The organism is Achromobacter sp. LC458, assembly GCF_001005835.2.
Lineage (GTDB): Bacteria > Pseudomonadota > Gammaproteobacteria > Burkholderiales > Burkholderiaceae_B > Achromobacter > Achromobacter spanius_B.
The window spans coordinates 317,085-343,640 of the sequence record NZ_LBHW02000001.1 but is presented as its reverse complement, the minus strand read 5'-3'; the positions used below and the strand labels follow the sequence as shown (position 1 = coordinate 343,640).

At 63.4% G+C, this 26,556-nt stretch carries 24 protein-coding genes and 1 other RNA gene; 7 read left to right on the top strand and 18 right to left on the bottom strand.

The genetic code is table 11. The features are described from left to right. Positions 1–39: 39 nt before the first annotated feature. Entirely contained in the window at positions 40–963 is a 924-nt protein-coding gene (locus tag YH64_RS01520; protein ID WP_082134324.1) for a histone deacetylase family protein, read from the bottom strand. Positions 964–973: 10 nt separating this feature from the next. On the opposite strand from YH64_RS01520, the gene mltB reads away from it, so the two are divergent. Then, complete coding sequence (gene mltB, locus YH64_RS01515; protein WP_046802733.1) at positions 974–2,128, top strand: lytic murein transglycosylase B; 1,155 nt, start codon at positions 974–976, stop codon at positions 2,126–2,128. Between the two features lie 92 nt (positions 2,129–2,220). Here mltB and cysM read toward each other — a convergent pair whose 3' ends face one another. The 15 genes from cysM to gyrA form a co-directional block, all read right to left on the bottom strand. Beyond that, positions 2,221–3,129 carry a cysteine synthase CysM gene (gene cysM, locus YH64_RS01510; protein ID WP_046802732.1) on the bottom strand — a complete coding sequence of 303 codons (909 nt, stop codon included), beginning with the start codon at positions 3,127–3,129 and terminating at the stop codon, positions 2,221–2,223. 81 nt (positions 3,130–3,210) lie between these two features. Beyond that, entirely contained in the window at positions 3,211–3,705 is a 495-nt protein-coding gene (locus tag YH64_RS01505) for a DUF655 domain-containing protein (protein WP_052945920.1), read from the bottom strand. A gap of 193 nt (positions 3,706–3,898) precedes the next feature. Further along, entirely contained in the window at positions 3,899–4,888 is a 990-nt protein-coding gene (gene rfaD / locus YH64_RS01500; RefSeq protein WP_046802731.1) for an ADP-glyceromanno-heptose 6-epimerase, read from the bottom strand. Beyond that, positions 4,885–5,826 carry a D-glycero-beta-D-manno-heptose-7-phosphate kinase gene (gene rfaE1 / locus YH64_RS01495; RefSeq protein WP_046802877.1) on the bottom strand — a complete coding sequence of 314 codons (942 nt, stop codon included), beginning with the start codon at positions 5,824–5,826 and terminating at the stop codon, positions 4,885–4,887. The genes rfaD and rfaE1 overlap by 4 nt, the downstream gene beginning before the upstream one ends. Continuing rightward, positions 5,823–7,037, bottom strand: a complete 1,215-nt coding sequence (lapB, locus tag YH64_RS01490; RefSeq protein ID WP_046802730.1) for a lipopolysaccharide assembly protein LapB — start codon at positions 7,035–7,037, stop codon at positions 5,823–5,825. Before lapB ends, rfaE1 begins: the two co-directional genes overlap by 4 nt. A 66-nt stretch (positions 7,038–7,103) precedes the next feature. After that, positions 7,104–7,418 (bottom strand): lipopolysaccharide assembly LapA domain-containing protein, encoded by a 315-nt coding sequence (locus YH64_RS01485; protein WP_046802729.1) that lies wholly within the window; start codon positions 7,416–7,418, stop codon positions 7,104–7,106. Positions 7,419–7,595: 177 nt separating this feature from the next. After that, on the bottom strand, positions 7,596–7,955 hold the full coding sequence (locus tag YH64_RS01480) for an integration host factor subunit beta (protein ID WP_046802728.1): 360 nt from the start codon (positions 7,953–7,955) through the stop codon (positions 7,596–7,598). A 3-nt stretch (positions 7,956–7,958) separates the two neighbouring features. Beyond that, the gene (gene rpsA, locus YH64_RS01475) at positions 7,959–9,671 is read right to left on the bottom strand and encodes a 30S ribosomal protein S1 (protein ID WP_046802876.1); all 1,713 of its coding nucleotides are present in this window, start codon (positions 9,669–9,671) and stop codon (positions 7,959–7,961) included. A gap of 251 nt (positions 9,672–9,922) precedes the next feature. Next, positions 9,923–10,618, bottom strand: coding sequence for a (d)CMP kinase (gene cmk / locus YH64_RS01470; RefSeq protein WP_046802727.1), 696 nt, complete (start codon positions 10,616–10,618; stop codon positions 9,923–9,925). A 12-nt stretch (positions 10,619–10,630) separates the two neighbouring features. Continuing rightward, positions 10,631–11,953, bottom strand: coding sequence for a 3-phosphoshikimate 1-carboxyvinyltransferase (aroA, locus tag YH64_RS01465; protein WP_046802726.1), 1,323 nt, complete (start codon positions 11,951–11,953; stop codon positions 10,631–10,633). Between the two features lie 5 nt (positions 11,954–11,958). Next, positions 11,959–12,861, bottom strand: a complete 903-nt coding sequence (locus tag YH64_RS01460; protein WP_046802725.1) for a prephenate dehydrogenase/arogenate dehydrogenase family protein — start codon at positions 12,859–12,861, stop codon at positions 11,959–11,961. Continuing rightward, positions 12,858–13,979: a histidinol-phosphate transaminase gene (gene hisC / locus YH64_RS01455; protein ID WP_046802724.1), complete on the bottom strand. Its 1,122-nt coding sequence runs from the start codon at positions 13,977–13,979 to the stop codon at positions 12,858–12,860. Before hisC ends, YH64_RS01460 begins: the two co-directional genes overlap by 4 nt. A 9-nt stretch (positions 13,980–13,988) precedes the next feature. Then, entirely contained in the window at positions 13,989–15,074 is a 1,086-nt protein-coding gene (gene pheA, locus YH64_RS01450) for a prephenate dehydratase (protein ID WP_046802723.1), read from the bottom strand. Beyond that, entirely contained in the window at positions 15,067–16,197 is a 1,131-nt protein-coding gene (serC, locus tag YH64_RS01445; RefSeq protein WP_046802722.1) for a 3-phosphoserine/phosphohydroxythreonine transaminase, read from the bottom strand. The genes pheA and serC overlap by 8 nt, the downstream gene beginning before the upstream one ends. Further along, on the bottom strand, positions 16,197–18,881 hold the full coding sequence (gyrA, locus tag YH64_RS01440; protein WP_046802721.1) for a DNA gyrase subunit A: 2,685 nt from the start codon (positions 18,879–18,881) through the stop codon (positions 16,197–16,199). The genes serC and gyrA overlap by 1 nt, the downstream gene beginning before the upstream one ends. A gap of 413 nt (positions 18,882–19,294) precedes the next feature. Between gyrA and ompA the strand changes: the two genes are divergently transcribed. From ompA to ssrA, 5 genes are all read left to right on the top strand, one after another. Further along, complete coding sequence (gene ompA / locus YH64_RS01435; protein ID WP_006225153.1) at positions 19,295–19,876, top strand: outer membrane protein OmpA; 582 nt, start codon at positions 19,295–19,297, stop codon at positions 19,874–19,876. Positions 19,877–20,030: 154 nt separating this feature from the next. Then, a complete protein-coding gene (ubiG, locus tag YH64_RS01430; protein ID WP_046802720.1) occupies positions 20,031–20,759 on the top strand; it encodes a bifunctional 2-polyprenyl-6-hydroxyphenol methylase/3-demethylubiquinol 3-O-methyltransferase UbiG in 729 nt (242 codons plus the stop codon). Next, entirely contained in the window at positions 20,756–21,430 is a 675-nt protein-coding gene (locus YH64_RS01425) for an HAD-IA family hydrolase (protein ID WP_046802719.1), read from the top strand. The genes ubiG and YH64_RS01425 overlap by 4 nt, the downstream gene beginning before the upstream one ends. A 694-nt stretch (positions 21,431–22,124) precedes the next feature. Further along, on the top strand, positions 22,125–23,303 hold the full coding sequence (locus YH64_RS01420; RefSeq protein ID WP_046802718.1) for an MFS transporter: 1,179 nt from the start codon (positions 22,125–22,127) through the stop codon (positions 23,301–23,303). A 112-nt stretch (positions 23,304–23,415) separates the two neighbouring features. Further along, positions 23,416–23,805: a transfer-messenger RNA gene (gene ssrA / locus YH64_RS01415) on the top strand. 167 nt (positions 23,806–23,972) lie between these two features. Here ssrA and YH64_RS01410 read toward each other — a convergent pair. After that, entirely contained in the window at positions 23,973–24,650 is a 678-nt protein-coding gene (locus YH64_RS01410) for a carboxymuconolactone decarboxylase family protein (RefSeq protein ID WP_046802717.1), read from the bottom strand. Positions 24,651–24,795: 145 nt separating this feature from the next. After that, positions 24,796–25,320 (bottom strand): cupin domain-containing protein, encoded by a 525-nt coding sequence (locus YH64_RS01405; RefSeq protein WP_046802716.1) that lies wholly within the window; start codon positions 25,318–25,320, stop codon positions 24,796–24,798. 131 nt (positions 25,321–25,451) lie between these two features. Here YH64_RS01405 and YH64_RS01400 point away from each other — a divergent pair, with 131 nt between their 5' ends. Beyond that, complete coding sequence (locus YH64_RS01400; RefSeq protein ID WP_046802715.1) at positions 25,452–26,360, top strand: LysR family transcriptional regulator; 909 nt, start codon at positions 25,452–25,454, stop codon at positions 26,358–26,360. The last annotated feature ends 196 nt before the right edge of the window (positions 26,361–26,556 follow it).

Sequence of the window (26,556 nt, the reverse complement as noted above, 5' to 3'; positions counted from 1 at the left end):
GCATGCGCCGGGATCGCATTGCACAATTTTTTCCTGATTCTACAGCTTCGCCAGCGCTCGTATATGCGCAACGACACTGCGTCCCAGTGCAGATAAGTTGTAACCACCTTCAAGCGTGCTGACGATCCGGCCCTGACTGTGCCGTTCAGCCACCTCGACAAGCTGCTCGGTGATCCAGGCGTAGTCGGCCTCGACCAGGCCCATCTGGCCCATGTCGTCTTCCCGATGCGCATCGAATCCGGCCGACACCAGGATCAGTTCCGGGCGGAAAGCTTCAAGCCGGGGCAGCCACTGGTCGGTGACGATCGTCCTGACCGCCGGCCCCACGGTATACGCCGGCACGGGCACGTTCAGCATGTTGTCCGCGGGCTGGTCGGCGCCGCTGTTGGGAAAGAGCGGATGCTGAAAAAAGCTGCACATCAGCACGCGCTCGTCGCCCGCGAAGACGTCCTCGGTGCCGTTGCCGTGGTGCACGTCGAAATCAACGATGGCCACGCGCGACAGGCCATGAAAATCCAGCGCATGGCGCGCTGCGATCGCGACGTTGTTCAAAAAGCAGAAGCCCATGGCCTGCGACCGGCAGGCGTGATGCCCGGGCGGACGCACCGCGCAGAACGCCGTGCGGGCCTCGCCGCCCATGACGGCATCCACGGCCGCGACCCCCGCGCCCGCCGCGTACAGGGCCGCTTCGTAGGTGTGGGGATTCATCAGCGTATCGGGATCGATTGGGTAATACCCTTGGTCCGGCGTATGTTCGCGCAAACTGTCCAGATACTGGACGGTGTGCACGCGCAAAATGTCGTGGCGCGACGCCTGCGGCGCTTGCCGGTCGTCCAGATAGGGCATCAGGCCGCTGGCCAATAGCTGGTCGGAAATGGCATCCAGCCTCTGCGGGCTTTCGGGGTGCCAACTGCCCATTTCATGCAAGCGGCAAGCCGGGTGGGTAAGATACATGGTCTCCATAAGGAAGATTATGTTCATCTGTCGGCGATTACTGCAACTCGGAACGCTTTCCGCCCTGCTGGCGGGCTGCTCCACCACCGCCCCCTCTGCTCCAAATACCCTTTCGGCCCAGCCCGCGGCCGCTTCCGCAAACGCCGCTATCCGCATCGGACCCGCCACGCCGACACCCGGCTCCGAGTTGCCGGATGACGCCCCTGCCACGCTGACGGCCACCGGCGCGCTGCGTCCGGAAGTGCGCAGCTTCGTGCAGGATCTGGCGGCCGAACGCCAATTGCCGCTGGACCCGATGGTCAAGGCGTTGGAAAGCTCGCGCTACAACGCCACGGTATCCAGGCTGATCGCGCCGGCGCCGCCGGGCAAGAAAATCTGGCGCAGCTGGCTGACGTATCGCTCGCGCTTCGTGGAACCCAAGCGCATCGGCTGGGGTGTCGAGTTCTATAACGAAAACCGCGACCTGCTCAATCAGGCCGCCCAGCGCTTTGGCGTGCCGGCCCCCATCATCGCGTCCATCATCGGCGTCGAAACCCTGTACGGCCGCAACATGGGCAACTTCCGGGTGCTGGACGCGCTGGCGACGCTGGCCTTTGACTATCCCGATCCCAACAAGCCCGAGCGCGCCGCGATGTTCCGGGGCCAACTGGCCGACTTCCTGACGCTGGTCATGAAAGACAAGCTGGATCTTGAAACGCAGGGCTCGTACGCCGGTGCCATCGGCATGCCGCAGTTCATGCCCACCAGCATCATGCATTACGCGGTGGACGGCGACGACAACGGCCATATCGACCTGACCAACAACACGCAGGACGCGATCATGTCCGTGGGCAGCTTCCTGGCGCAGCACGGTTGGCAGCGAGGCTTGCCCGTATTTGCGCCGGTGGTGTTGCCGGCGGACCCCACTGCTTTGGTCGACGGCGGTCTTGAACCCAAACAAACCTGGGGCACCCTGTCGGCAGCCGGCGCGCGCTTGCAGCCGGGCGCCAGCAGCAATGGCTGGGGCACCCAACCGCTGGGGGTGGTGGACCTGGTCGAGGAAGCGCGCGGCACGGCGCAATACCGGGTCGGCACGCCCAACTTCTTCGCGCTGACCAAGTACAACCGCAGCTACTTCTACGCGACGTCGGTGGCGGACCTGGCGTACGAGATCGAAGCCCGCGTCGCGCGCTGATCTGCCCGTCCGGAAACGAAAATGCCCCGTCGGGATGAACGGGGCATTTTTTTATTGTGGGGCTGCATGCGCCCCACCACTGCCGTGCGTGATCAGTTGAAAACGCCCGTGGACAGGTAGCGGTCGCCGCGGTCGCAAACGATGAACACGATGGTGGCGTCGTTGACTCTTTCCGCGACACGCAAGGCGGCCACCAGCGCACCAGCGGACGAAATTCCGCCAAAGATGCCTTCTTCGGCAGCCAGCCGGCGCGCCATGGTTTCAGCTTCCGATTGCTCGATGGATTCGTAGGCGTCCACGCGGCTGCGGTCGAAAATCTTGGGCAGATAGGCCTCGGGCCACTTGCGGATACCCGGGATCTGCGAGCCCTCGGCCGGCTGTGCGCCGACGATCTGCACGGCGGGGTTGCGGGATTTCAGGTAAGTCGACACCCCCATGATCGTGCCCGTGGTGCCCATGGCGCTGACGAAATGCGTGATGCGCCCTTCGGTTTGCGTCCACAGTTCGGGGCCGGTGGTTTCCACGTGCGCGCGGGGGTTGTCGGGGTTGGCGAACTGGTCCAGTACCACGCCCCGGCCGTCGGCCTGCATTTCGGTGGCCAGATCGCGGGCGTATTCCATGCCGCCCTTGTCTGCGGGCGTCAGGATAAGCTCGGCGCCGTAGGCGGCCATGGCAGCCCTGCGCTCCACGGACAGGTTGTCGGGCATGATCAAGATCATGCGGTACCCCTTCATCGCCGCCGCCATGGCCAGCGCGATGCCGGTATTGCCGCTGGTAGCCTCGATCAGGGTATCGCCTGGCTTGATATCGCCACGCGCTTCGGCGTGCTGGATCATCGACAAGGCCGGGCGGTCCTTCACGGAACCGGCGGGATTATTGCCTTCCAGCTTGGCCAGGATGACGTTGCCACGCGCGTCGCCCGCAGCACCGGGAATGCGCTGCAAACGCACCAGTGGCGTATTGCCGACGGTCTGCTCGATAGTGGGGTAGGTAGTAGTCATGCAAAAGATAATAACTCTGCCTGGCGCCGGGCGCGGGCAAAAGCCGCGCTCGCGCCAGGGGTTAGCCGCCGACCCGCCTCGTCAGGGTCGGGCAGGCGCCGGTGCCGTGCTGGGCTTGCCCTTGGCCGGTTTGGCATTGGGCGCCGCCCCGCCCTGGCTCTGGCTTTGGCTTTGGCTTTGGCCCGATCCTGCCGCGCCGTCGCCCTCGCCCACCTGCAAGCCGGCCGCCTTCAAGGCCTGCGCCTTTTTCTCGCCAATGCCGCGCACGCGCTCGGCCAGATCTTCGAACGAATCGAAGCGGCCGCCGCGATCGCGTTCATTGATGATGATCTCGGCCGTGCGCGGGCCGATGCCGCGGATGGTCTCCAGCTGTTGCGCGGTGGCCTGGTTGACGTCCACCGCCCGGGCTTCTGGCGCCGTGAAGCCCAGCGCGGCGCTCACCAGCATGACGCCCAGCACGTGTTGCCACAGGCGGCGCCCCTTGTGTGCGCCAGCCGGCGCCTGCGGCAAGCGCGCTTTGCGCCACGGCATGGACACGCCGCGACGGACGATGGCGGGTACAAGAAAAGGGTTCATTAGGGTCTCCGGAAAATAAGGGTGCGGCGAATGCCGAACCACCCCCGGATCATGGACGTTTGCCCTGCCTGCGGGCCGCGCAGTGAACGGATTGATCCACCTCGGAAACTACGGGTGCAAAAAAAGGCCACCCTGAAGGGTGGCCTGGAATTCGCTCGGTGGCGCGCATAGGGCCGCGCTTGGGTAGCCCGTTTCAGCGGCGTGCGCGCCAGTAGCGCACGTACTCGGCAACACCAGTCTGCACGTCTCGCATCGGCGCATGGAAGCCGGCGGTGCGCAGCTGGGTGACGTCCGCCTGCGTATAGCTTTGGTAGCGGCCCTTCAGGTCTTCCGGGAACGGGATGTAGCGGATCAGATCCAGCTCGACCAACTGCGCCAACGTCAGCTCGGCCTCGCCGCGTTCGGCACGCAACGTGTTCACCACGGCAGCGGCCACGTCATTGAAGGGCTGCGCCCGACCCGTGCCGCAATTGAAGATGCCGGATTGATCGGGATGGTCCAGAAAATGCAGGTTGACCGCCACGACGTCTTCAACCGAGATGAAATCGCGGCTTTGGCCACCGTCCACATAACCGTCCCAGCCGGCGAACAGACGCACATGGCCGTGTTCCAGAAACTGGTTCATGTTGTGGAACGCCACCGAGGCCATGCGGCCCTTGTGCTGTTCGTGCGGGCCATAAACGTTGAAATAACGCAGGCCGACCACCTGCGCGGTCAGGCTGTCCATGCGCTTGCGCAATACCTGATCGAACAACAGCTTGGAGTACCCGTAGACGTTCAGCGGCCCTTCGTTGGCCGGGTCCTCGACGTAGACGGACGAGCCGCCGTAGACGGCGGCGGACGAGGCATACAGGAAGGGAATGCGTCGCGTCTGGCAGAACTCGAACAGTTCAAGCGTGACGCGGTAGTTGTTGTCCATCATGTAGCGGCCGTTGCGCTCGGTGGTGTCCGAGCAGGCGCCCTGATGCAACACCGCGCGCACGGCGGGCAGGCTGCCGTCGGCCACGCGGCGGCGGAAGTCGTCCTTGTCCATGTACTCGGCGATCTGGCAGTCGACCAGGTTGACGAACTTGTCGCCTTCGGTCAGGTCGTCGACCGCGATGATGTCATGGATGCCACGGCGGTTAAGCCCGCGCACCAGGTTGCTGCCGATGAAGCCCGCGGCTCCGGTTACGACGATCATGAAATTTCTCCTGCGAGTTCCGCGGCGGTGACGACGGAGGTGCCCAACTTGCCCACGGCGATGCCGCCGGCCTTGTTGGCCCAGCCCATCGATTCGGCCCACGGCAAGCCAATGGCGCGCGACACCGCCAGCGTGGCCAATACCGTATCGCCGGCACCGGACACGTCGAACACTTCGTGCGCCTGCGCATCGATGTGGTCACGTCCCGCATCGGTAAACAATGTCATGCCCTGCTCGGACCGTGTCACCAGCAGGGCTTCAAGATCCAGATCGGCGCGCAGGCGTTGCGCGCGATCGGTAAGTTCAGCTTCGGAATTCCAGCGGCCCACGGCCTGCTGCATTTCGGCCCGGTTGGGCGTGACCAGGGTCGCGCCACGATAGCGCGAATAGTCGTCGCCCTTGGGGTCCACCAGCACCGGTATGCCTGCATGGCGCGCCATGGAGACCAACGTTTCGACGCGCGTCAGCACGCCCTTGGCGTAGTCGGACAACACCAGCACATCGTGGTTGGCCAGATGACGCGCCAGCGCGGCGTCCACGCTGTCCAGGGCGGCTTGCTCGGGATGCTGCTCGAAGTCCACGCGCAGCAATTGCTGCTGACGGCCCAGCACGCGCATCTTCAACGTGGTGTGCAGCGAGGGGTCGGCAATCAGATCGGCACGGATGCCGGCTTCGGCGGACAAGCGGCGGATGCTGTCGCCCGCCTCGTCCTCGCCCAGCACGCCCACCAGCGTCACCTGCCCGCCCAGCGCCGCGACGTTGCGCGCGACGTTGGCGGCGCCGCCCAGGCGGTCTTCACGGCGCGCGACCCGCACCACGGGCACCGGTGCTTCCGGCGAGATGCGTTCGACTTCGCCAAACCAGTAGCGGTCCAGCATCACGTCGCCCACGACAAGGACGCGGCTTTGGGAAATGGCTTCGGCGGGAAAAGGCTTCATTCAAGTTCTTCCAGGCGGCGCGGCGCGTAGGTCTCCCAGGCGTTGCAACCGGGACATTGCCAGTAAAAACGACGCGCTTGAAATCCGCAACTACGGCACGCATAGCGGTCCAGGCGTTGCGTATGCTTGTGAATCAGGCTGCGCAGCAGCGTCAGGTCGGCGCCAGGCACCGGCCCGCCTTCCGCGCCGCTTTCCGGGTTGGCCAGTTCGGCTTCCAGCAGGCGGTCCAGGCCGAGCAAGGACGGATGGCTGCGCAACGCACCGCGCGCGAACGCCCACGCCACGTCCGCCCCCTGCTGCACGCGCAGTTCGCGAAACACCACGTTGAACAGGTCCAGCGACGCGTGCCGTTGATATTGCTTGAGCAGGAAATCAAGCCCCGCCACGACCTGATTGGCGGCGCGATAGTTGGCCAGAAGCGGCTCGGCCACCAGCCCGGCGAATTCCGGCGCGTCGGTCATGACCGATTCCAGATAAAGCCGCTCGCGCTTGGGGTCCTGTTCCAGCGACGCCAGGCGCGCACGCAGCATCGCCGTGCGCACCTTGGCGCCCTTGCCCACCGCCGCATCGGTGGTGGACAAGGCATGGTCGGCGGCGTCCAGCGCTTTGTGCGCCGCGTCCACGTCGGCCGGCTTGGCCGACAGCGCGGTCTGCGCCTGCTCGCAGTAGTAATGCACGATTTGCGGGACAGGCTCATCGACCAGGCCCTGCAAGGTCTTGACCGCTTCGATCGCGCGCGGCCAGTCGTGTTCGGATTCAAAGATACGGATCAAGGAGCGCAGCGCCGGCAAGGCGTAGCGCGTGTCCTTGAGCTGTTCGAAACCGCTTTCGGCGCGGTCCAGCATGCCGGCCTTCAGGAAGTCCTGCGCCAGTTCATGCTGCGCATGTTCACGCTCGGCCTCAGGCAGATCGGAACGGCTGAGCAAGCTTTGATGCACGCGGATGGCGCGTTCCATTTCGCCACGGCGACGGAACAGGCTGCCCAGCGCAAAGTGCAGTTCGGTTGTTTCCGGGTCCAGCTTGGCCACTTCGACGAAGGCGTCGATGGCTCGGTCCGGCTCTTCGTTGAGCAGGAAGTTCAGCCCGCGGAAATAGGAATCGGGCAGGCTGCGCGTTTCGCGAAGCATTTGCCGGATGTCAAAACGCGCGGCCAGCCAGCCCAGCGCGAACAACACCGGCACGAAAATCAGCCACCAAGGTTCAAAATCCACGTTTCGGGCTCTTGCTGTTATTCAGTGCGGGATGCGAGTGCGGCACGTACGGTGATCGGCGCGCCATCAAAGCGGCGACATCGGGGCAACGGCTTCGGGGGGCACGACGGGCGTGGTGCCGTTGGCAGCGGCCTGGACGCGATCCAGTTCGCGGCGCAAGCGCATGGCCTCGCGGCGGCGGCGCATGGCGGCGGGCACAGTCAGCAACAGGCCGAACAACGCGCCGGCAACGAACACGACCAGCATCACGACAATCAGCGGCACATCTTGCACGACGTAGTCAGCGTAGAACTTCACGGCGACCGGGTCGGTGTTCTTCAAGGCGAACATCAACACCGCAATAAACACGAGCAATCGCAGGGCCCAGACTAGATAGCGCATGACGCATGCTCCAGAGAATTCAAGACTGCCAATTGTAAGCGACGTCTTAAGCGTCCAAGAAAAAAAATCCCCGCAAAAGCGGGACGAATCCCAAGCGGAAAAAACAAAGCCCCTTGATTTCTCAAGGGGCCTGTTCTCGGTCCGATCTGCCCGTAGGCAGCCTTACTAGCCGATTCGTCAGTGCATGGCGTGCAAACTTGCCATTGACGTCATCGGTTCACCCGATCCAGAAGACTGGGCGTCCTCGTCATTGCCGCCGACCAGGTCAACCCGTTCGCGCAATTCCTTGCCTGCCTTGAAGTGCGGTACCTGTTTACCAGGCACCAGCACCTGTTCGCCGGACTTCGGATTGCGGCCGATGCGGGGAGACCGCTGCGACAACGAGAAGCTGCCAAAGCCGCGGATCTCGATGCGCTGACCCGAGGCCAGGGCCTGGGTCATCGCATCCAGCACGGTCTTGACGGCGTAATCGGTGTCGCGGGCGGCCAGCTGAGGATAGCGGGCCGCCAAGGCGGCGATCAGCTCCGACTTGGTCACGAATTAACCGTCGTTGCGCTGTTGGTCCAGCTTGGCCTTCAGCAGCGCGCCGAGGTTGGTGGTGCCGGACGAAGCGCTGGCGTCGGACATGCGCTGGATCGTATCGGCGGTCTCGGCGTTGTCACGGGCCTTGATCGACAGCTGGATCGAACGCGTCTTGCGGTCGATGTTGACGATCATGGCTTCGATGTTGTCGCCGGCGTTCAGCACGGTGGTGGCATCTTCAACGCGACCCGAAGAGATCTCGGAAGCGCGCAGGTAGCCTTCAACGTCCACGGACAGCGTGACAACAGCGCCCTTGGCTTCGACGGACTTGATGGTGCCCGGAACAACCGCGCCCTTGTCAAACGTGGCGACGAAGTTGTTGAAGGGGTCGCCTTCCAGCTGCTTGATGCCCAGCGAGATGCGTTCCTTGTCGGTATCGATGCCCAGAACCACGGCTTCGATCTCGTCGCCCTTCTTGAAGTTGCGCACGGCTTCTTCGCCCGTTTCCGTCCAGGACAGGTCGGACAGGTGAACCAGGCCGTCGATGCCGCCAGGCAGACCAACGAACACGCCGAAGTCGGTGATCGACTTGATGGCGCCGCGGACCTTGTCGCCGCGCTTGAAGTTCGTGGCGAACTCTTCCCACGGGTTTTGACGGCACTGCTTCATGCCCAGCGAGATACGACGACGGTCTTCGTCGATTTCCAGGACCATGACTTCGACTTCTTCGCCCAGGGTAACAACCTTGCGCGGGTCGACGTTCTTGTTGGTCCAGTCCATTTCGGACACGTGGACCAGGCCTTCGATGCCGGCTTCGACTTCGACGAACGCGCCGTAGTCGGTCAGGTTCGTGACCTTACCGAACAGGCGGGTGCCTTGCGGGTAGCGACGAGCCAGGCCCACCCACGGGTCTTCGCCCAGCTGCTTGACGCCCAGCGAGACGCGGCTCTTTTCCTGGTCGAACTTGAGGACCTTGGCTTCGACTTCTTGACCCACTTGCAGGACTTCGGACGGGTGACGCACACGACGCCATGCCATGTCGGTGATGTGCAGCAGGCCGTCGATGCCGCCCAGGTCAACGAACGCGCCGTAGTCGGTGATGTTCTTGACCACGCCCTTGACCACAGCACCTTCGTGCAGGGTTTCGAGCAGCTTTTGACGCTCTTCGCCCATGCTGGCTTCCAGCACTTGGCGACGCGACAGCACAACGTTGTTGCGCTTGCGGTCGAGCTTGATGACCTTGAATTCGAGGGTCTTGCCTTCGTACGGGGTGGTGTCCTTGACCGGACGCAGATCCACCAGCGAACCGGGCAGGAACGCGCGGATGCCGTTGGTCATGACGGTCAGGCCGCCCTTCACCTTGCCGGTGATGGTGCCGGTAACCAGCTCGCCGTTTTCCAGGGCCTTTTCCAGTTGCAGCCAGGCCGACAGGCGCTTGGCGCGGTCACGCGACAGGATGGTGTCGCCGTAGCCGTTTTCCAGGGAATCGATGGCCACCGAGACGAAATCGCCGGGTTGCACTTCGAGCTCGCCCTGGTCATTCAGGAACTCTTCCAGGGGGATCAGCGCTTCGGACTTCAGGCCGGCGTTGACGACGACGAAATTATGGTCGACGCGCACGACTTCGGCGCTGATGACCTCGCCGGACTTCATGTCCTGGCTCTTGAGGCTTTGTGCGAAAAGGTCGGCGAAACTTTCGCCGCCGGTGGCGGTAGTGGAAACGGAAGACATGGGGTTGAAATCCATTGGGCCGAAATGGCCGTTAAGAACACACCGCAGCGGATTGCCCGCCACAGTGGAGTCAAAATACCTGCCTGCCGGTTTGCCCTGCGGGGTGGCCCGTGGGGGTTGCGCCTGGCGAGGACAGGGCCTAATCAAATAAAACTAGGCCCGGACGTTGTACGTTCGTAATACGTTGTACCGTCCGGGCGATTTTGCAGCGCAGAATCCGACAAATCGGCTATTTGCCTGGGCTTGTAGCCTCAGCTATCTGCCTTATTGCCGGCCTGCTGCCAAAAATCCAGTATTGCCTGCACCGTTTCTGCAATCGTCAAATCAGAGGAATCCAGTACGTGTGCGTCTGCTGCGGGAGCCAGCGGCGCCGTGGCGCGTTCGGTATCGCGGGCGTCTCGCTCGCGCATGTCTCGCAGAAGGTCGTCTAGATTAGCAGAAATTCCCTTTTCGATCAACTGCTTACGCCGCCTCTCGGCCCGGGCCACCACATCGGCAACCAGGAACACCTTCAGCGACGCGTCCGGGAAGACCACGGTGCCCATGTCGCGACCGTCGGCGACCAGCCCGGGAGGCCGCCGAAACGCGCGTTGGCGCTCCAGCAGCGCCCGGCGCACGCCCGGAAACGCGGCGACACGAGAAGCGAAATTACCGACTTCCTCGCGCCGGATGTCGTGCCCGACATCGACGCCGGCCAGGTATACGTGCGGGCCGTCAAAGCGGACGTCCAGCGTTTCGGCCACGCGCGCCACACCGGGCTCATCGTCGACGGACACGCCTTGGTTCAAGGCTGCCAGGGCGGTCAGGCGGTACAGCGCGCCACTGTCCAGCACGGCCCATCCCAGCGCCTTGGCAACGCGATGAGCCACCGTGCCCTTGCCGGACGCGGTGGGGCCATCGATCGTGATGACGGCGGCAAAAGAGTCAGTCAATGAAGAGGAAGTCATGGTGAAAGTGCGCTAGGCCGACACGAGGCTTGCGTAAACATCAAAATAACCCGGGAACGTCTTGCTGACGCAACCCGGGTCCAAAATTCGAACGGCGGCGGGCCCGAAAGCCGCCAATGAAAAGCACATGGCCATGCGGTGATCGTCCCAGGTGCCGATGTGCGCGTCGCGCCAGGCGTCCTGGGCCGGCGGGATGACCCGTAGCCAGTCGGGTCCGGATTCCACCGTTGCCCCCAGCTTTTCAAGCTCGGTCTGCATGGCATGGATGCGGTCCGTTTCCTTGACGCGCCAGCTGCCGATGTTACGCAGCCGGCAAGGGCCGTCGGCATACAAGGCCAGCGCCGCAGCCGTCATGGCCGCGTCCGGAATCAGATTGAAGTCGGTATCGAAGGCCTTCAGACGCGCCCCGTCCGCCACGCTTACGCCGGCAACCTCGATCCAATCGGGCCCGTAGGTGACCGTGGCGCCCATTTGCGCCAGTGTGTCGGCGAAGGCGACATCGCCCTGAATGCTGTCCGCGCCCACGCCGGTCACGCGCAACGGGCCGCCGCCGATCGCGCCCAGCGCAAGAAAGTAGGATGCTGTCGAGGCATCGCCTTCGACCGCGATCTGGCCCGGGCTGCGGTAGCCCGCCCCGCCTTCGATCACGAACCGGCTCCAGCCGTCGCGCTGCACCTGCACGCCAAACCGCGCCATCAGGTTCAGCGTGATTTCGATGTAAGGCTTGGAGATCAGCTCGCCCACCACTTCGATGGTCACGGGCTTGCCACTGCTGCCGGCCTGCAACGGCGCGGCCAGCAACAAGGCCGTCAGGAACTGACTGGAAACCGAGCCCTGCACGCGCGTAACCGCCTCGTCGGCGATCTGGCCGCGGCCGATATGCAGCGGCGGATAGCCGGGCTGGCCCAGATAATCGATGCGGGCGCCCAGCGCATTCAGGGCATCCGCCAGATCACCGATGGGCCGTTCATGCATGCGCGGCACGCCCGACAGTCGGTAGTCACCGCCCATCAGCGCCAACGCGGCGGTCAGCGGACGGATCGCAGTGCCCGCATTGCCCATGAAAAGATCCGCGCTTTCCACCGGAAAACGACGCACGCCCTCTACCGTGACGCGACCGGCATCCAGGTCGGACACCTGCACGCCCAATTGGCGCAAGGCCCCAAGCATGACGCGCGTGTCATCGGAATCCAGCAGCCCGGTGATCAGCGTGCTGCCTTCGGCAATGGCCGACAACAGCAACACGCGGTTGGAAATGCTTTTTGAACCGGGCAAGGCCATTACGCCGTGCGCCTGCCGCACGCGCGGCAGGTCCAGATAAGGCAAAGCGCCCATGTCAGTTACTCCTGTTGCCACTTGCGGCGCGCCTGGGCCGCAGTGTCCAGCAAAGCCAGCAAGGCTGCGTCGTCGCCATTGGCAATGGCGCGTTCGGCTCGGTCCAGCACGGCGCGCACCTCGGCAAGCTCGGCCAGCATCGCGTCGCGATTGGATAAAAAGATATCGCGCCACATCTCGGGCGAACCCGCCGCGATGCGCGTGAAATCGCGAAACCCACTACCCGCCAGGTCAAGGCGCGTGCGGGCATCGGCGGCCGTGGCCACCTGCTTCATATAGACGGCGGACAGCAGATGCGGCAGGTGGCTGACCGACGCAAGCACGCGGTCGTGCGCGTCGGCGTCCATGTCGATGACGCTGGCGCCGCAGGCTTGCCACGCACGACGCACCAGCGCGATGGACGCGGCGCTGTTCTGCGGCAACGGCGTCAAGATGACGGTGCGGCCGCGATACAGCGAGGCATCGGCGGCGTCGGGGCCCGTGCGCTCGGCGCCGGCAATCGGGTGCCCCGGCACGAAGCGCCCGATTTGCTCGCCCAACGCTTGGCGCGCCGCATCGACCACTTCGGCCTTGGTGCTGCCCGCATCGGTGATGATGGTGTTGGCGCCCAGATGGGGAAGCATCCGCGACAACACGTTTTTCAGGCCACCGACCGGTGTGGATAGAAGAACCAGATCCGCGTGTGCGGCGGCATCTTCGGCGCTGACCGCTTCGTCGATCAGTCCCAGCTCAACAGCGCGCGCCAGCGATGCGGCGTTACGCCCCACGCCCAGCACGCGCCCCACCTGCCCTGCCTGACGCAGCGCGGCGGCAAACGAACCACCGATCAAGCCCACACCCACCACGGCCAATACAGGAATCAGGGGGCCAGCGGCCCCCTGATCGGAAGAAGGTAACGCGTCGTTCATGTGGCCAGGATGTCGGTCAGGGCATCAATAAAGCGGGCGTTCTCTTCAGGCAGCCCGATCGACACACGCAACCATTCCGGCAGGCCATCGCCCGCGACGGGACGAACGATTACGCCACGCTTGAGCAATTCCAGATTGATGCGGGGCGCGTCGCCCACGTGCACCAGCACGAAATTGCCGAAGCTGGGCACATAGCGCAGCCCAAGCCGATCGAAGGCGGTGCAAAGCTGCGCCTTGCCCGACTTGTTCGATGCGTAGGCTTCTTCCAGGTAGGCGGCATCGCCCAAGGCGGCGATAGCCGCTGCCTGTGCCAACGTGTTCACGTTGAACGGCTGACGCACGCGATTAAGCAAGTCGGTCAACGGCGGTTGCGACACCGAAAAGCCCACCCGCAACCCCGCCAGCCCATAGGCCTTGGAGAACGTGCGAGAAATGATCAGGTTCGGGAAACGGCGTGCCAGCGCGGTGCTGTCGAAGCGATATTCCGGATCCAGGTATTCGTTGTAGGCCTCGTCCAGCACCACGGTGACGCGATCGCCGTGAGCGGCGTGCACGCGCTCCAGGAAAGACGCAATCTTGTCGCCAGGCACGAACGTACCGGTGGGATTGTTCGGGTTGGCAATGAACAGCAAGCGCGTGTCGTCGGCAATGGCGTCAAACATGGCGTCAAGGTCATGACCGTAGTCTTTTGCCGGCACCACGATGTGGCGTGCACCGCGCGCTTGCGTGGCAAGCCGATAGACCGCAAACGAATGTTGCGCGTAGACGGCCGACGAACCCGGCTCCAGCAGCGCCAATGCCGCGATTTCCAGGATGTCGTTCGAGCCGTTGCCCAACGTGATCCAGTTCATCGGCACGCCATAGCGTTCGGCCAGCGCGGCCTTCAGATCGAAGCCGTTGGGGTCCGGATAACGCGCCAGGGACTCGGCTGCGGCCAACATCGCGGCGCGCGCCGACTTGGGCATGCCCAAGGGGTTTTCGTTAGAGGCCAGCTTGACGATGCCCGCCGGATCCAACCCGAATTCACGGGCCAGTTCTTCAATGGGCTTGCCCGCCTGATAGGGCGCAATGGCGCTGACGTGCGCCGGGGCAACGAGGGGCTTGGATGCGGTGGTCATGGTGTGGGCTCACGGCGCCGGGTACGAACCCAGCACCTTCAGGTAGGCAACCTGCGCCTGCAACGTGGCAAGCGCGCGCTGAACGTTCGGATCATTACGATGACCCAGGACGTCTACGTAAAAATAATATTCCCACTGGCCGGTGCGCGCGGGGCGCGACTCGAAGCGGGTCATCGACACGCCGTTGTCCGCCAGGGGCGCCAGCATTTCGTAGACGGCGCCGGCGCGGTTGGGCACGGCCAGGATCAGGCTGGTCTTGTCCTTGCCGCTGACCAGCGGCTGGATATTGCCGATGGCCAAGAACCGGGTGCGGTTGTGCGGATCGTCCTGGATGCCGGCCGCGATGACTTGAAGATTCCAGGCGGGCGCGGCCACTTCACCGGCAATCGCCGCGATGGTCGGGTCGCCCGCCGAGGCGCGCGCCGCTTCGGAGTTGCTGGACGCGGCAACCCGTTCCACATCGGGATAGTTGCGTGTCAGCCAGCCCTGGCACTGCGCCAGCGCTTGCGGGTGCGCGGAAATGGTCTTGATGCCGTCCATGGTGCCCGACTGCGACATCAGGCAATGGCGGATCACCAGCGAGCGCTCGCCCAGGATCGTCAGCGGCGTATTCAGCAGCAGATCCAGGCTGCGGTTGACGGCGCCTTCGGTGGAGTTTTCCACCGGCACCATGCCCACATCGGCCTGCCCGCCCTCGACGGCGCGGAACACCTCGTCAAACGACGCGCAAGGCAGCTTCTGGACGGCGTGGCCAAAATGCTCCAGCGCCGCCTGCTCGGAAAACGAACCTTGCGGGCCCAGGTAGGCAACTGTCATGCCGCGTTCCAGGCCTCGGCAGGCCGAGATGATTTCGGTCCAGACCGACGCCACGCCCGCATTCGGAAACGGGCCGGGGTTGATCTGCTGCAAGCGGCGGATGACTTCGGCCTCGCGCTCGGGGCGCAGCACCGGGCCATCGGCTTGTGCGGCGTGCTTGGCTTCGCCGACTTCCAGTGCGGCGCGGGCGCGCTGCGACAGCAGGTCGAGGATCTGCGCGTCCAGCGCATCGATGCGTTCGCGCAAGGGGCGCAACTTGCGTTGCAGGTCTTCATCCATAGCGGCGCTCGAATTCCTTCAGGTACTCGACCAACGCTTCAACCCCCGCAAGAGGTACGGCGTTGTAGATGGACGCGCGCATGCCGCCCACGCTCTTGTGACCCTTCAGTTGGGTCAGCCCCGCCGCATCGGCGCCTTGCAGGAAGGTGTCGTTGAGCGATTCGTCGCGCAGCACAAACGGCACGTTCATGCGCGAACGCACGGGCGCGTGAATGGGATTGCGGTAGAACCCACTGCTGTCCAGGTAGCCGTACAGCAGATCGGCCTTGGCCTTGTTGGCGGCTTCCATGCCCGCCACGCCGCCGTTGGCCTTGACCCACTTGAACACCAGGCCCGCGACATAGATCGCGAAGGTAGGCGGTGTGTTGTAGCGCGAATGTTCGGCGGCCACGTTGGCGTAGTCGAACGCCGACGGGCAGATGGGCAAGGCGTGGCCGATCAGGTCGCGGCGGGCGATGACCATGGTCACGCCTGCCGGGCCTGCGTTTTTCTGCGCGCCGGCATACACCATGCCGCAGCGCGTGATGTCCATGGGCCGGGACAGGAAATGCGACGACGCATCCACCACCAGCGGCACATCGGGCGCGCCCAGCGCGGCGGTGTCGGGCCAGCCCATGAACTCGACGCCGCCAATCGTTTCGTTGCTGCAAAGATGCAGGTAGGCCGATTCCTGGCGCACGTTCCAGGTGTCGACCGGCGGCACCCAGGTCAACGGCGCCTGCTCGCGGCCATCCAGCTGGATGGCTTGCTCGCTGCTGGCCGCCACGTGGGTGCTGCCGTAGCGAGCCGCTTCCTTGTACGAACGCTTGGACCAATGGCCCGTCACGACGAAGTCGGCGGCCGGCGTGCCCCGGCGCCCCATGAGATTCATGGGGACGATGGCGTTCTCCCCGGAACCCCCGCCTTGCATGAACATGACCGCGTAATCAGCGGGCAAGCCCAGCAGATCGCGCAAATCGGATTCGGCTTCGTCGCAGATCTGCACGAAGTGCTTGCCGCGATGGGACATTTCCATCACCGACATGCCACTGCCATGCCAATCCAGCATCTCAGCTGCTGCTTGCTGCAATACCACCTCGGGCAAGGCCGAGGGGCCTGCCGAGAAGTTCCAGGGGCGGGCCATTATTGCTCCGTAGGTTCCGTCGAATCCGTCGAGTCCGCTGCGCCGTTGCTATCGTCGCCGCCTTCCGTCTGACCGTCTTCGGCCTGGACGTCGTCGTCCAGTTCGCCGTCGTCGTCCGCGTCGCTTTCCACAACACGACGCACGCCGGACAGCGTGCTGCCGTCGTCAACGTTGATCAACGTAACGCCCTGCGTGGCGCGACCCATTTCGCGGATTTCCGCGACACGGGTACGCACCAGCACGCCGCCGGTGGTGATCAACATGATTTCGTCGGTCGGGTTGACCAGCACCGCGCCCACCACCTTGCCGTTACGCGAGGTGGTCTGGATGGCGATCATGCCCTTGGTGCCACGGCCGTGGCGCGTGTATTCGCCGATCGGGGTGCGCTTGCCGTAACCGTTTTCGGTTGCGGTCAACACGGTCTGCGTTTCGTCGCCGGCCACCAGCAGCGCGATGACGGTCTGCGTTTCTTCCAGCATCATGCCGCGCACGCCGCGGGCGTTGCGGCCCATCGGACGGACGTCGTTTTCGTCAAAGCGCACGGCCTTGCCCGAATCCGAGAACAGCATGACGTCGTGCTTGCCGTCCGTGAGGTCGGCGCCGATGAGGTAGTCGCCGTCGTCAAGGTCCACGGCAATGATGCCGGCCTTGCGCGGGTTGGAGAAGTCGGACAGCGGGGTCTTCTTGACCGTACCGCGCGAGGTCGCCATGAAGACGTAGTGATCTTCGCTGAATTCCTTGACCGGGAGCACCACCGTGACCTTCTCGCCATCAGCCAGCGGGAACATGTTGACGATCGGCTTGCCGCGCGAGTTGCGCGTGCCTTGCGGCACTTCCCAGACCTTCAGCCAGTACACACGGCCACGGTTCGAGAAGCACAGGAGGTAATCGTGCGTGTTCGCGATGAACAGCTGGTCGATCCAGTCGTTTTCCTTCATCGCCGTGGCTTGCTTGCCGCGTCCACCGCGCTTTTGCGAACGGTATTCGGACAGCGGCTGGCTCTTGATGTAGCCACCGTGCGACAGGGTCACGACCATGTCGGTCGGCGTGATCAGGTCTTCGGTGTCGAGCTCGGTCGCGTTCAGTTCGATTTCCGAACGGCGCGAATCCTTCGTGTTCGTCGAGAATTCGGCCTTGATGGCCTGAAGCTCGTCGCTGATGATGGTCGTGATGCGCTCGGGGCGTGCGAGGATGTCGAGCAGGTCGGCGATGGTGGACATGATGTCCTTGTATTCGCCAACGATCTTGTCCTGCTCAAGCCCGGTCAGGCGTTGCAGGCGCATGTTCAGGATTTCCTGAGCTTGCGTGTCGCTCAGACGGTACAGGCCGTCGCCTTGAAGACCGAACTCGTCGCCCAGGTCATCCGGACGGAAGGCCGCGCGGCCTCCCGGCGTGTCGCCATCGGCGCGCGAGAGCATGTCGCGAACCAGCGACGAATCCCACGATTTGGCCATCAATTCCTGGCGCGCGACGGGAGGCGTCGGCGCGGCCTTGATGATCGTGATGAAGTCGTCGATGTTTGCCAGCGCAACGGCCAGGCCTTCCAGCACGTGGCCGCGTTCGCGAGCCTTGCGCAACTGGAACACCGTGCGGCGCGTGACCACTTCGCGGCGATGCTGCAGGAAGTAGTCGATCATCTGCTTCAGGTTGAGAAGGCGGGGCTGGCCATCGACCAGTGCCACCAGGTTCATCCCGAAGGTGTCTTGCAACTGCGTATTCTTGTACAGGTTGTTCAGCACAACCTCGGGCACTTCACCGCGCTTGAGCTCGATGACCAGGCGCATGCCGTCCTTGTCGGACTCGTCGCGAATATCGGAGATGCCTTCGATCTTCTTGTCGTTGACGAGTTCGGCGATACGTTCCTGCAGCGTCTTTTTGTTGACCTGGTAGGGGATGGCGTCGATGACGATGGCTTGGCGGTTGCCCTTTTCCATGTCTTCGAAGTGCGTCTTGGCGCGCATGATGACGCGACCGCGACCCGTGCGATAACCCTCGCGCACGCCGGACATGCCGTAAATGATGCCGCCCGTGGGGAAGTCCGGCGCCGGGATGATCTCGATGAGTTCATCGACCGTGCAGGCCGGATTGCGAAGGCAGTACAGGCAGCCGTCGACCACTTCCTGCAAGTTGTGCGGCGGGATATTGGTGGCCATGCCCACGGCAATGCCAGAGCTGCCGTTCACCAGCAGGTTGGGCAGGCGCGAAGGCAACAGCAGCGGTTCTTGTTCGCTGCCGTCATAGTTGGGGCCGAAGTCCACCGTCTCCTGGTCGATGTCGGCCAGCAGCTCGTGGGCGATCTTCGCCAGGCGGATTTCGGTGTACCGCATCGCCGCGGCGTTATCGCCGTCGATGGAGCCGAAGTTACCTTGGCCGTCCACAAGCATGTAGCGCATGGAGAAATCCTGCGCCATGCGGACGATGGTGTCGTACACGGATTGGTCACCGTGGGGGTGGTATTTACCGATTACGTCCCCGACGATACGCGCCGACTTCTTGTAAGCGCGGTTCCAATCGTTGTTCAGCTCATGCATCGCGTAGAGCACGCGCCGGTGGACGGGCTTGAGCCCATCCCGCACATCCGGTAGCGCCCGCCCAACGATCACGCTCATTGCGTAATCGAGGTAACTGCGGCGCATCTCTTCTTCCAGCGAAACCGGAAGCGTCTCCTTGGCAAAGGAATCCATATATATAACGACAGAATCGTGTAAGGAGGAACCCGGGCCGGGTAAACAGGAAATTCTATCATTCGATTCCGTTCCCGTTTGCCCGGCTTGCTTGCGGTGTGCCGCAAGGCGTCGGCCCGGGTAGTTGGTCGGACAGGTCCTTGGACCGCCGGGCCACGCCCTCCGCCCCTGTTGTCAAAAACCAACATGGAAAACCGAACGAGCGCCGAAAACGCCGTATCCAGCATTAATGCGCCTCTCCAGGGAAGCCAAAGGTGCCCAAATGCCTTAAGATTGTTTCCAGCACGCAGGAAACCCAGTAGCTAATCCTTTGAACCAGCTCTTGGCGTTGCTATACTGGCCCCGTTTTCCTGATATGCGGCGGGGGTTCGCTGCGAGTCACTTATCCAGCTTCAAGCTCAACGAGGAGAAACATGAACAAACCCTCCAAATTCGCTCTGGCGCTCGCCTTCGCCGCCGTCACGGCCTCTGGTGTAGCTTCCGCGCAAACCGTGGACAACTGGCGCAACCCGTTCGGTAACGTTTGGAAAAACGGTACGAACGAACTGTGCTGGCGCGATGCTTTCTGGACCCCTGCCACCGGTATCCCCGGTTGCGACGGTGTCCCGGTTGCACAACAGAAGGCGAAGCCGGCCCCGATGGCGGCAAAGGTCGTGTTCAATGCTGACACGTTCTTCGACTTCGACAAGTCGACCCTGAAGCCCGAAGGTCGTCAGCTGCTGGATCAAGTCGCCCAGCAAGCTCGCGGTATCGAGCTGGAAACCATCATTGCTGTTGGCCACACCGATTCGATCGGTACTGACGCCTACAACCAGAAGCTGTCCGAGCGCCGCGCCGCTTCGGTCAAGACCTACCTGGTCAGCAAGGGTATCGACCCCAACCGTATCTACACGGAAGGTAAGGGCGAGTCGAACCCGATCGCTTCCAACAAGACGAAAGAGGGCCGCGCCCAAAACCGTCGCGTTGAAATCGAAATCGTGGGTAGCCGCAAGTAATTGCCGGACTAGCTACAATAAGGGGCCTCGCATAGCGAGGCCCTTTTTTTCGCCCGTCATGCACCAGCTTGGTGCCATGGCCTGCGGCTTGCCTCGCCCTTGGGCGTCAGCCGCCCCTCTATATATATAGCGTCGCCTTTCGCTGGACCTTCCCATGACCACGCAAATTCACGACTCCGACCGCCCTGCCGTCAACGCCGACCAAGCCGAACTGGACAAGTTCAGCGCCCTGGCCAGCCGCTGGTGGGATCCCGAAAGCGAGTTCAAGCCGCTGCATGCCATCAACCCGCTACGGCTGGAATGGATTCAGGAATGTGCGGGCAACCTGGCGGGCAAGAAAGTGCTGGACGTCGGTTGCGGCGGAGGCATCCTGGCTGAAGCCATGGCGCGCGGCGGCGCGGAAGTCACGGGTATCGACCTGGCGGACAAGTCCCTTAAAGTGGCTCGCTTGCACGGATTGGAATCGGGCGTAAAGGTGGAATACCGCAACGTGCCGGTTGAAGAGTTGGCTGTCGAACAGCCCGGCCAGTACGACGTGGTCACCTGCATGGAAATGCTGGAACACGTGCCGGACCCGGCGTCCATCGTGCGCGCCTGCTCAACGCTGGTCAAACCGGGCGGCTGGGTGTTCTTTTCAACACTGAATCGCAACGCCAAGGCCTTCCTCTTCGCTATCATTGGCGCCGAATATGTTCTGCGACTGCTGCCGCGCGGCACGCACAGCTACGACCAGTTCATCAAGCCCAGCGAACTGTCCGCCGCCGCCCGCGCTGCCCAGCTTGAGCCGGTCAGCATGCGGGGCATGGAATACAACCCGATTACACAGATCTACTCGCTGTCGTCCGACACCTCGGTCAACTACCTGATGGCTACCCGCAAATGAGCGCCCTGATCCTGTTTGATTTCGACGGCACCCTGGCCGACACCGCCCCCGATCTGGCCGCCGCCGCCAACCAGCAGCGCACGCGTCGCGGCCTGGAGCCCATGCCGTATGAAGCCTTGCGTCCGGTAGCGTCGCAAGGCGCGCGTGGCCTGCTTCGGGTGGCGCTGGACCTGGCGCCCGGCCATCCGGATTACGAGCCGACCCGCCTCCAGTTCCTGGAAGACTACGCGGCCAGCTCCACGGTGCACAGCAAGCTGTTTCCCGGCATCGAGCAATTGCTGGCGAATATTCGCGAACGCGGCCTGTCGTGGGGCATCGTCACCAATAAAGTGACGTATCTGACGCTGCCCATCGTCGAGTTCCTGGATCTGACCCGCGACAGCGCCGTGCTGGTCTGCGGCGACACCACCGCCCACGCCAAGCCGCACCCGCTGCCCCTGCAACATGCGGCTCGTGAAGCCGGGTTTGCCACGGACCGCTGCGTCTACGTGGGCGACGACCTTCGCGATATTCAGGCGGCGCACGCCGCGGGCATGCCCGCCGTGGCAGCCGCGTACGGGTACGTGGGCGAAGACGACGACATCATCAGCTGGCAGGCCGAAACCTGCGCCAATACCCCGGAAGAGCTCTGGGCCGCCATCCAACCGTTGCTGCCCAGCGACGTGCGCTGAAGCGGGCTGGTGGCGGACCCAGGGTCCGCCGCCTTTCACGACCGGCCTCACTCGACCGGCCCCACTCGATCGGCCTGTCCCAATCGGCCTGTCCCGATCGGCGTCCCCCAATCGGCCTGTCCCGGCCGGCCTGTCCCCATCGGCCTCTTCCTTCAGCCTCTCCCTTCAGCCTCTCCCCTCAGCCTCTCCCCTCAGCCTCTCCCCTCAGCCTCTCCCTTCAGCCTCTCCCTTCAGCCTCTCCCTTCAGCCTGCCTGATTCATCCCCCCTTACGCGCCGCCTCCGGGTCGCCCTGCTCGCGCTGATCATCCCAAGCGTCCCGTCCGGCCCGGGGCTGCGCTGGTATTAGCGCTGGTATTAGTTGATCGGGGCGAACAATCTTTCCGCGCGTGCCTGCTTTATCCCGATTTCGAACTCCCTTAAAGTGTGAACCATCCCCGGCAATCAGGAACTTCCCGATAACCGACTCGGCCTTTGCCGGCGCAGGACTGCGGTTTTATCCGCCCCGCTTCCTTCACCGCACACGCATCACCGCACACGCATCACCGCACACGCTTTACCGCACACGCCCTTCCGCAGGCGGACATAGCGCCGCCAGCAGCGCGCCACGCTAATTCCGCGGCGCATACCTGACCTTTTCGACCACAACGCCCTGCCCCGCGCGCCGCCAATCGGCATCGCGCTAGAGGAATGCCTATGCTTTTGCCCATCCTGCTACTTTCCGCCGCCGGTTTCACCATCCTGACCACCGAATTCCTGATCGTCGGCCTCTTGCCCAGCCTGTCCCGCGATTTGGATGTGACCGTTTCACAGGCAGGCCTGCTGGTCACGCTGTTTGCTTTCACGGTTGCCGCCACGGGTCCCTTATTGACGGCCTTGATGGCCAACGTAGAGCGCAAACGCCTGTTTATCGGCGTCTTGGCGTTGTTCGGCGTGTCAAACGCCGTAGCCGCCATGGCGCCAAACATCTGGGTCATGGCCGTGGCCCGCTTCGTGCCGGCCTTGGCTTTGCCCGTATTCTGGTCGCTGGCCAGCGCCACCGCCGTTGAACTGGTGGGCCCCGCGCGTGCCGGCCGAGCCATCTCGCTGGTCGCCTTCGGTATCGTGGCGGCCACCGTGTTCGGCATCCCGATCGGCGTGCTGATATCGGACGCTTTCGGTTGGCGTGCCGCGTTCTGGGTGCTGTCCGGCGTGGCGTTCGCCAAAGCCCTGCTGCTACTGCTGACCTTTCCCAGCACCCGTATCCGCGCCGACAGCGTCAAGCTGGTGACACAGCTACGCATCCTGCGCGACCCGATCGTGCTGGGCCATGTTGTGCTGTCGCTGCTGGTGTTTACCGGCATGTTCACGGCCTACACCTATTTGGCCGATATGCTTGAGCGGCTGGCGGGGTTCAACGGCCAGATCGTGGGCTGGACAATGATGGCGTTTGGCGCCGTGGGCTTGATCGGCAACACGCTGGGCGGCCGCATGGTGGACCGCAGCCCCCTGGGCGCAACGGCGCTGTTTTCTTCCATGATGGCGGCCGGGCTGGTGTTCGTCGCGCCGGTGATGCAATCGCACGGTTTGCTTGCGGTGGCCCTGGGGCTCTGGGGTATCGCCCAGGCGGCGCTGTTTATTGTGTGCCACGTCCGGCTGATGAAGGCGGCTCCGCAGGCGCCGGCCTTTGCCGCGTCGCTGAATATTTCCGGCGCCAATATCGGCATCGGGCTGGGCGCCGTGGTGGGCGGCCATGTCATCGATAACTATGGGCTGGCATCGTTGGGCTGGGCGGCCGCGCTGATCGTGGCGATTTCCGTGGGCTTGGCGCTGGCGCTGATGGCGGCTTCACGCGGCCGCGCGCCCACGGAACCTGCGTGCGCAAACGCCGTCTAAGCCGAGTAAGACACTGGCCGAAACCGCTGTCGCCCCCACGCCACGCCTTGTTTGGCGGGCATGCGGACAGTGCAGCAGGCTATGGCATTTACCAGTACAATAGAAAGTTCTTGGGGCCGATCCGGATTCGACGTGGGTCGCGAAACAACTCAGGGCATGCCGAGCACCAGTTCGCTCGTTAAACCACTGGAAACACTACAAACGCCAACGACGAGCGTTTCGCTCTCGCCGCTTAAGCGGTGAGCCGCTGCACTGATCTGTCCTTGGGTCAGGCGGAGGAAGGCAACTTCCTAGGGGGGTAACCCTCGAACCGCAGCAGCGACATTCACAAGGAATCGGTCTGCGCTGGGGTCACACGGCTCAGATTTAAATTACGTGAATCGCTTTGGTCCGGCCTGTCGGTTGGCTAAGTCCAAAGTTAAAACTAAATAAATCGACTACGCATGTAGAACTGATTGCAGAGGGCTTGCGGACGGGGGTTCAATTCCCCCCGGCTCCACCAAATACCCTTGATGCCGGTTTTTCTGATTTTCGACATTTTGATTTTCAGGAATAACGTTTTTGCCGAAAGGCACATTACTGACCGGCACTGACCGCTAGACGCAAAAAGCCGCTCGACATATCGTCGAGCGGCTTTTTCTTTTGGGATTTCCGAAACGGTTTGGCCGATCAGCCCGCCGCCTTCGTCGCTAAATGGCGGTCCAGCGCTGCACGGGCCCGCTGCGCATACGCGGGATCCGCGCGTTCATCCAGAATCTGCCCAAGGTGACGAAGCTGGCCCTCGGTAATGCCCACATTCATGCTGATGCGCATGTGCGCCTGTAACTGCGGTTCAGTGCCCGGCAGTGCCGACAGCATTGCCACCGTGGCGAGCTCCCGGCTTTGCCAATCCAGATTGTCGCGTTCAAAAATATCGCCGAACAGATGCGCACGCAGGTATTCGTTGGCGACGGGTGCGAAGTCGAACAGCGGCCCCGCCACCTCCCCGCCCGACAGCTTGGTTTGATTGGCGGTGCCCGCCGCAAGCAAGGCGTCGCCTTTCGGGATGGGACGGCTGGGTTCGGTGCCGGGTGCGTCGTTGATGCCGCGCTGCTTGCGCGCCTGCTGCACTTTCATCAACTCGCCCAGGGCGTTCAGGCTGCGCGGGAATCCGGCGTACGCGTAAAGCTGCACCAGCACTTCCTTGGCGTCGCTAAGCGTCATGCCGGCATCCAAGCCTTGATTTAAAGCGGCGTTCAGCTTGCCCAGGTCGCCGGCGGCTGCAAAAGCCGCAATCGGCACAATCGCTTGTTGACGGATAGAAAGCGTCTGGTCGGTAAGCGAAGACGCGGTTTGTGCGGGGGACATGGGTGGGGACTCCTGTGGATTCGCGGCGGACCGGGCGGTCGGGGTGGGCGGCGCGGTCGAGGTGGGCGGAGCAGCCTGGACGCCCGTGCAAGCCAGGCTCAGACTCATCGCCAATGCGCGGCCATAACCCCGCGTAGCGGCGGATTTAGCGCGCGTTATATTGTTCATCGCTGACTTTTTCCATCCAGGTCACGTTCTTGCCTTGAGCCGTGCCGGTGACCGCAAGGTGGGTCATCGCGGTGTGGGGCGCCGCGCCGTGCCAATGCTTGACATTGGGCGGGCACCAGACCACGTCGCCTGGGCGTATCTCCTGCACGGGGCCGCCCCATTCCTGAGTGAGGCCCACGCCCGACACCACGACCAGGCGTTGGCCCGCGGGGTGCGTATGCCAGGCGGAACGCGAACCGGGCTCGAAGGTGACCAAGCCCCCCGACGCGTTGATGTGCGCGTCGGCCGGCCAGACCGGATCCACCCGCACAGGTCCGGTGAAGTAATCCTCGGGCCCGGCCATCGAAGGCTGACTGCCCGCGCGCGTTAGCTGTTGGCTGCCTTTCGCCGGCTTGGATTCGAGCGCTTCGGCGGGGCCCGCGCCGCTCGCAGGGCCCGCGGAACCCGCGGAACCCGTGTGCAGCGCCGCCAGGCAGATGGCTGTTTTACAAAGCGTGTTCATGGATGGGTCCTGTTCTGTGTTGGAAAGGCGGCGCAAGGCCGTTGCGCCGATCGCTTTTTCACACTGTATGATCCGAACCATTAGCTGAGAAGACTGCAAAATACGCACACACCGGTGTACAAAATTCACCAATGGCGAAAGAAAACCTGAACGACCTGCAAGCTTTCGTGGCTGTGGCACGCGAACGCAGCTTTACCCGGGCGGCTGCGCAACTGGGCGTGTCGCGCTCTGCGCTCAGCCATGCCATGCTTGCCCTGGAAGCGCGCCTGGGCGTGCGCCTATTGACGCGCACCACCCGCAGCGTTTCCACCACCGAGGCTGGCAACAGGCTGCTGGACGTGCTGGCGCCCAGGCTTGGCGAGATCGAGCAGGAACTGGCTTCGCTGAGCGCGATGCGTGACAAACCAGCCGGCACGGTGCGCATCACGGCGCACGACCACGCCATCGCCACAGTGCTTTGGCCACGGTTGGCGCCCTTGCTGAAGCAATATCCCGACATCCAGATCGAGTTCAGCGTGGATTACGCGTTCACGGATATTGCCGCGCATCGTTTTGATGCGGGCGTGCGCGTGGGCAACCGGGTGGATAAGGACATGATCGCGGTACGCATCGCGCCCGAACTGCGCATGGCTGTGGCGGGATCTGCGGAATATCTGGCGGGCAAGCCGCTGCCGACCACACCGCATGAGCTGACCGAGCATCGCTGCGTGAACTTGCGCCTTCCCACCCATGGCGGCCTGTATGCCTGGGATTTTGAAAAGAATGGGCAGGCTTTGAATGTCCGCGTTGATGGCCAGACCGTGTTCAACAACACCTTCCTGATGCTGCAAGCGGCGCTGGACGGTCTGGGCCTGGCGTACGTTCCGTTTGACTTGATGAAGCCGCATATCGACAGCGGCCGCCTGATCCCGGTGCTTGAGGATTGGTGGCCCCAATTTCCCGGCTACCACCTCTACTACGCCAGCCGACGCCAGATCTCGCCCGCGCTGGCGCTCGTGATCGAAGCGCTGCGTTACCGGCCCGACGACGCGCAGCCGTAGCAACGCCCCGCAGCAAACCCTTCCTAGCCAGCTCATAAAGTTGGCTTTTTTGCGTCTTAAGAACGGGCCACGACACCTCGCGGTCGTCGTCCCCTGCGTCTCGGAATATTGCAGTTACAGACATAATCCGTCACATATTACGAATACTTTCACGACATAATGGACGCCACCACGCTCTGGGGAGGGTCATCTTGTG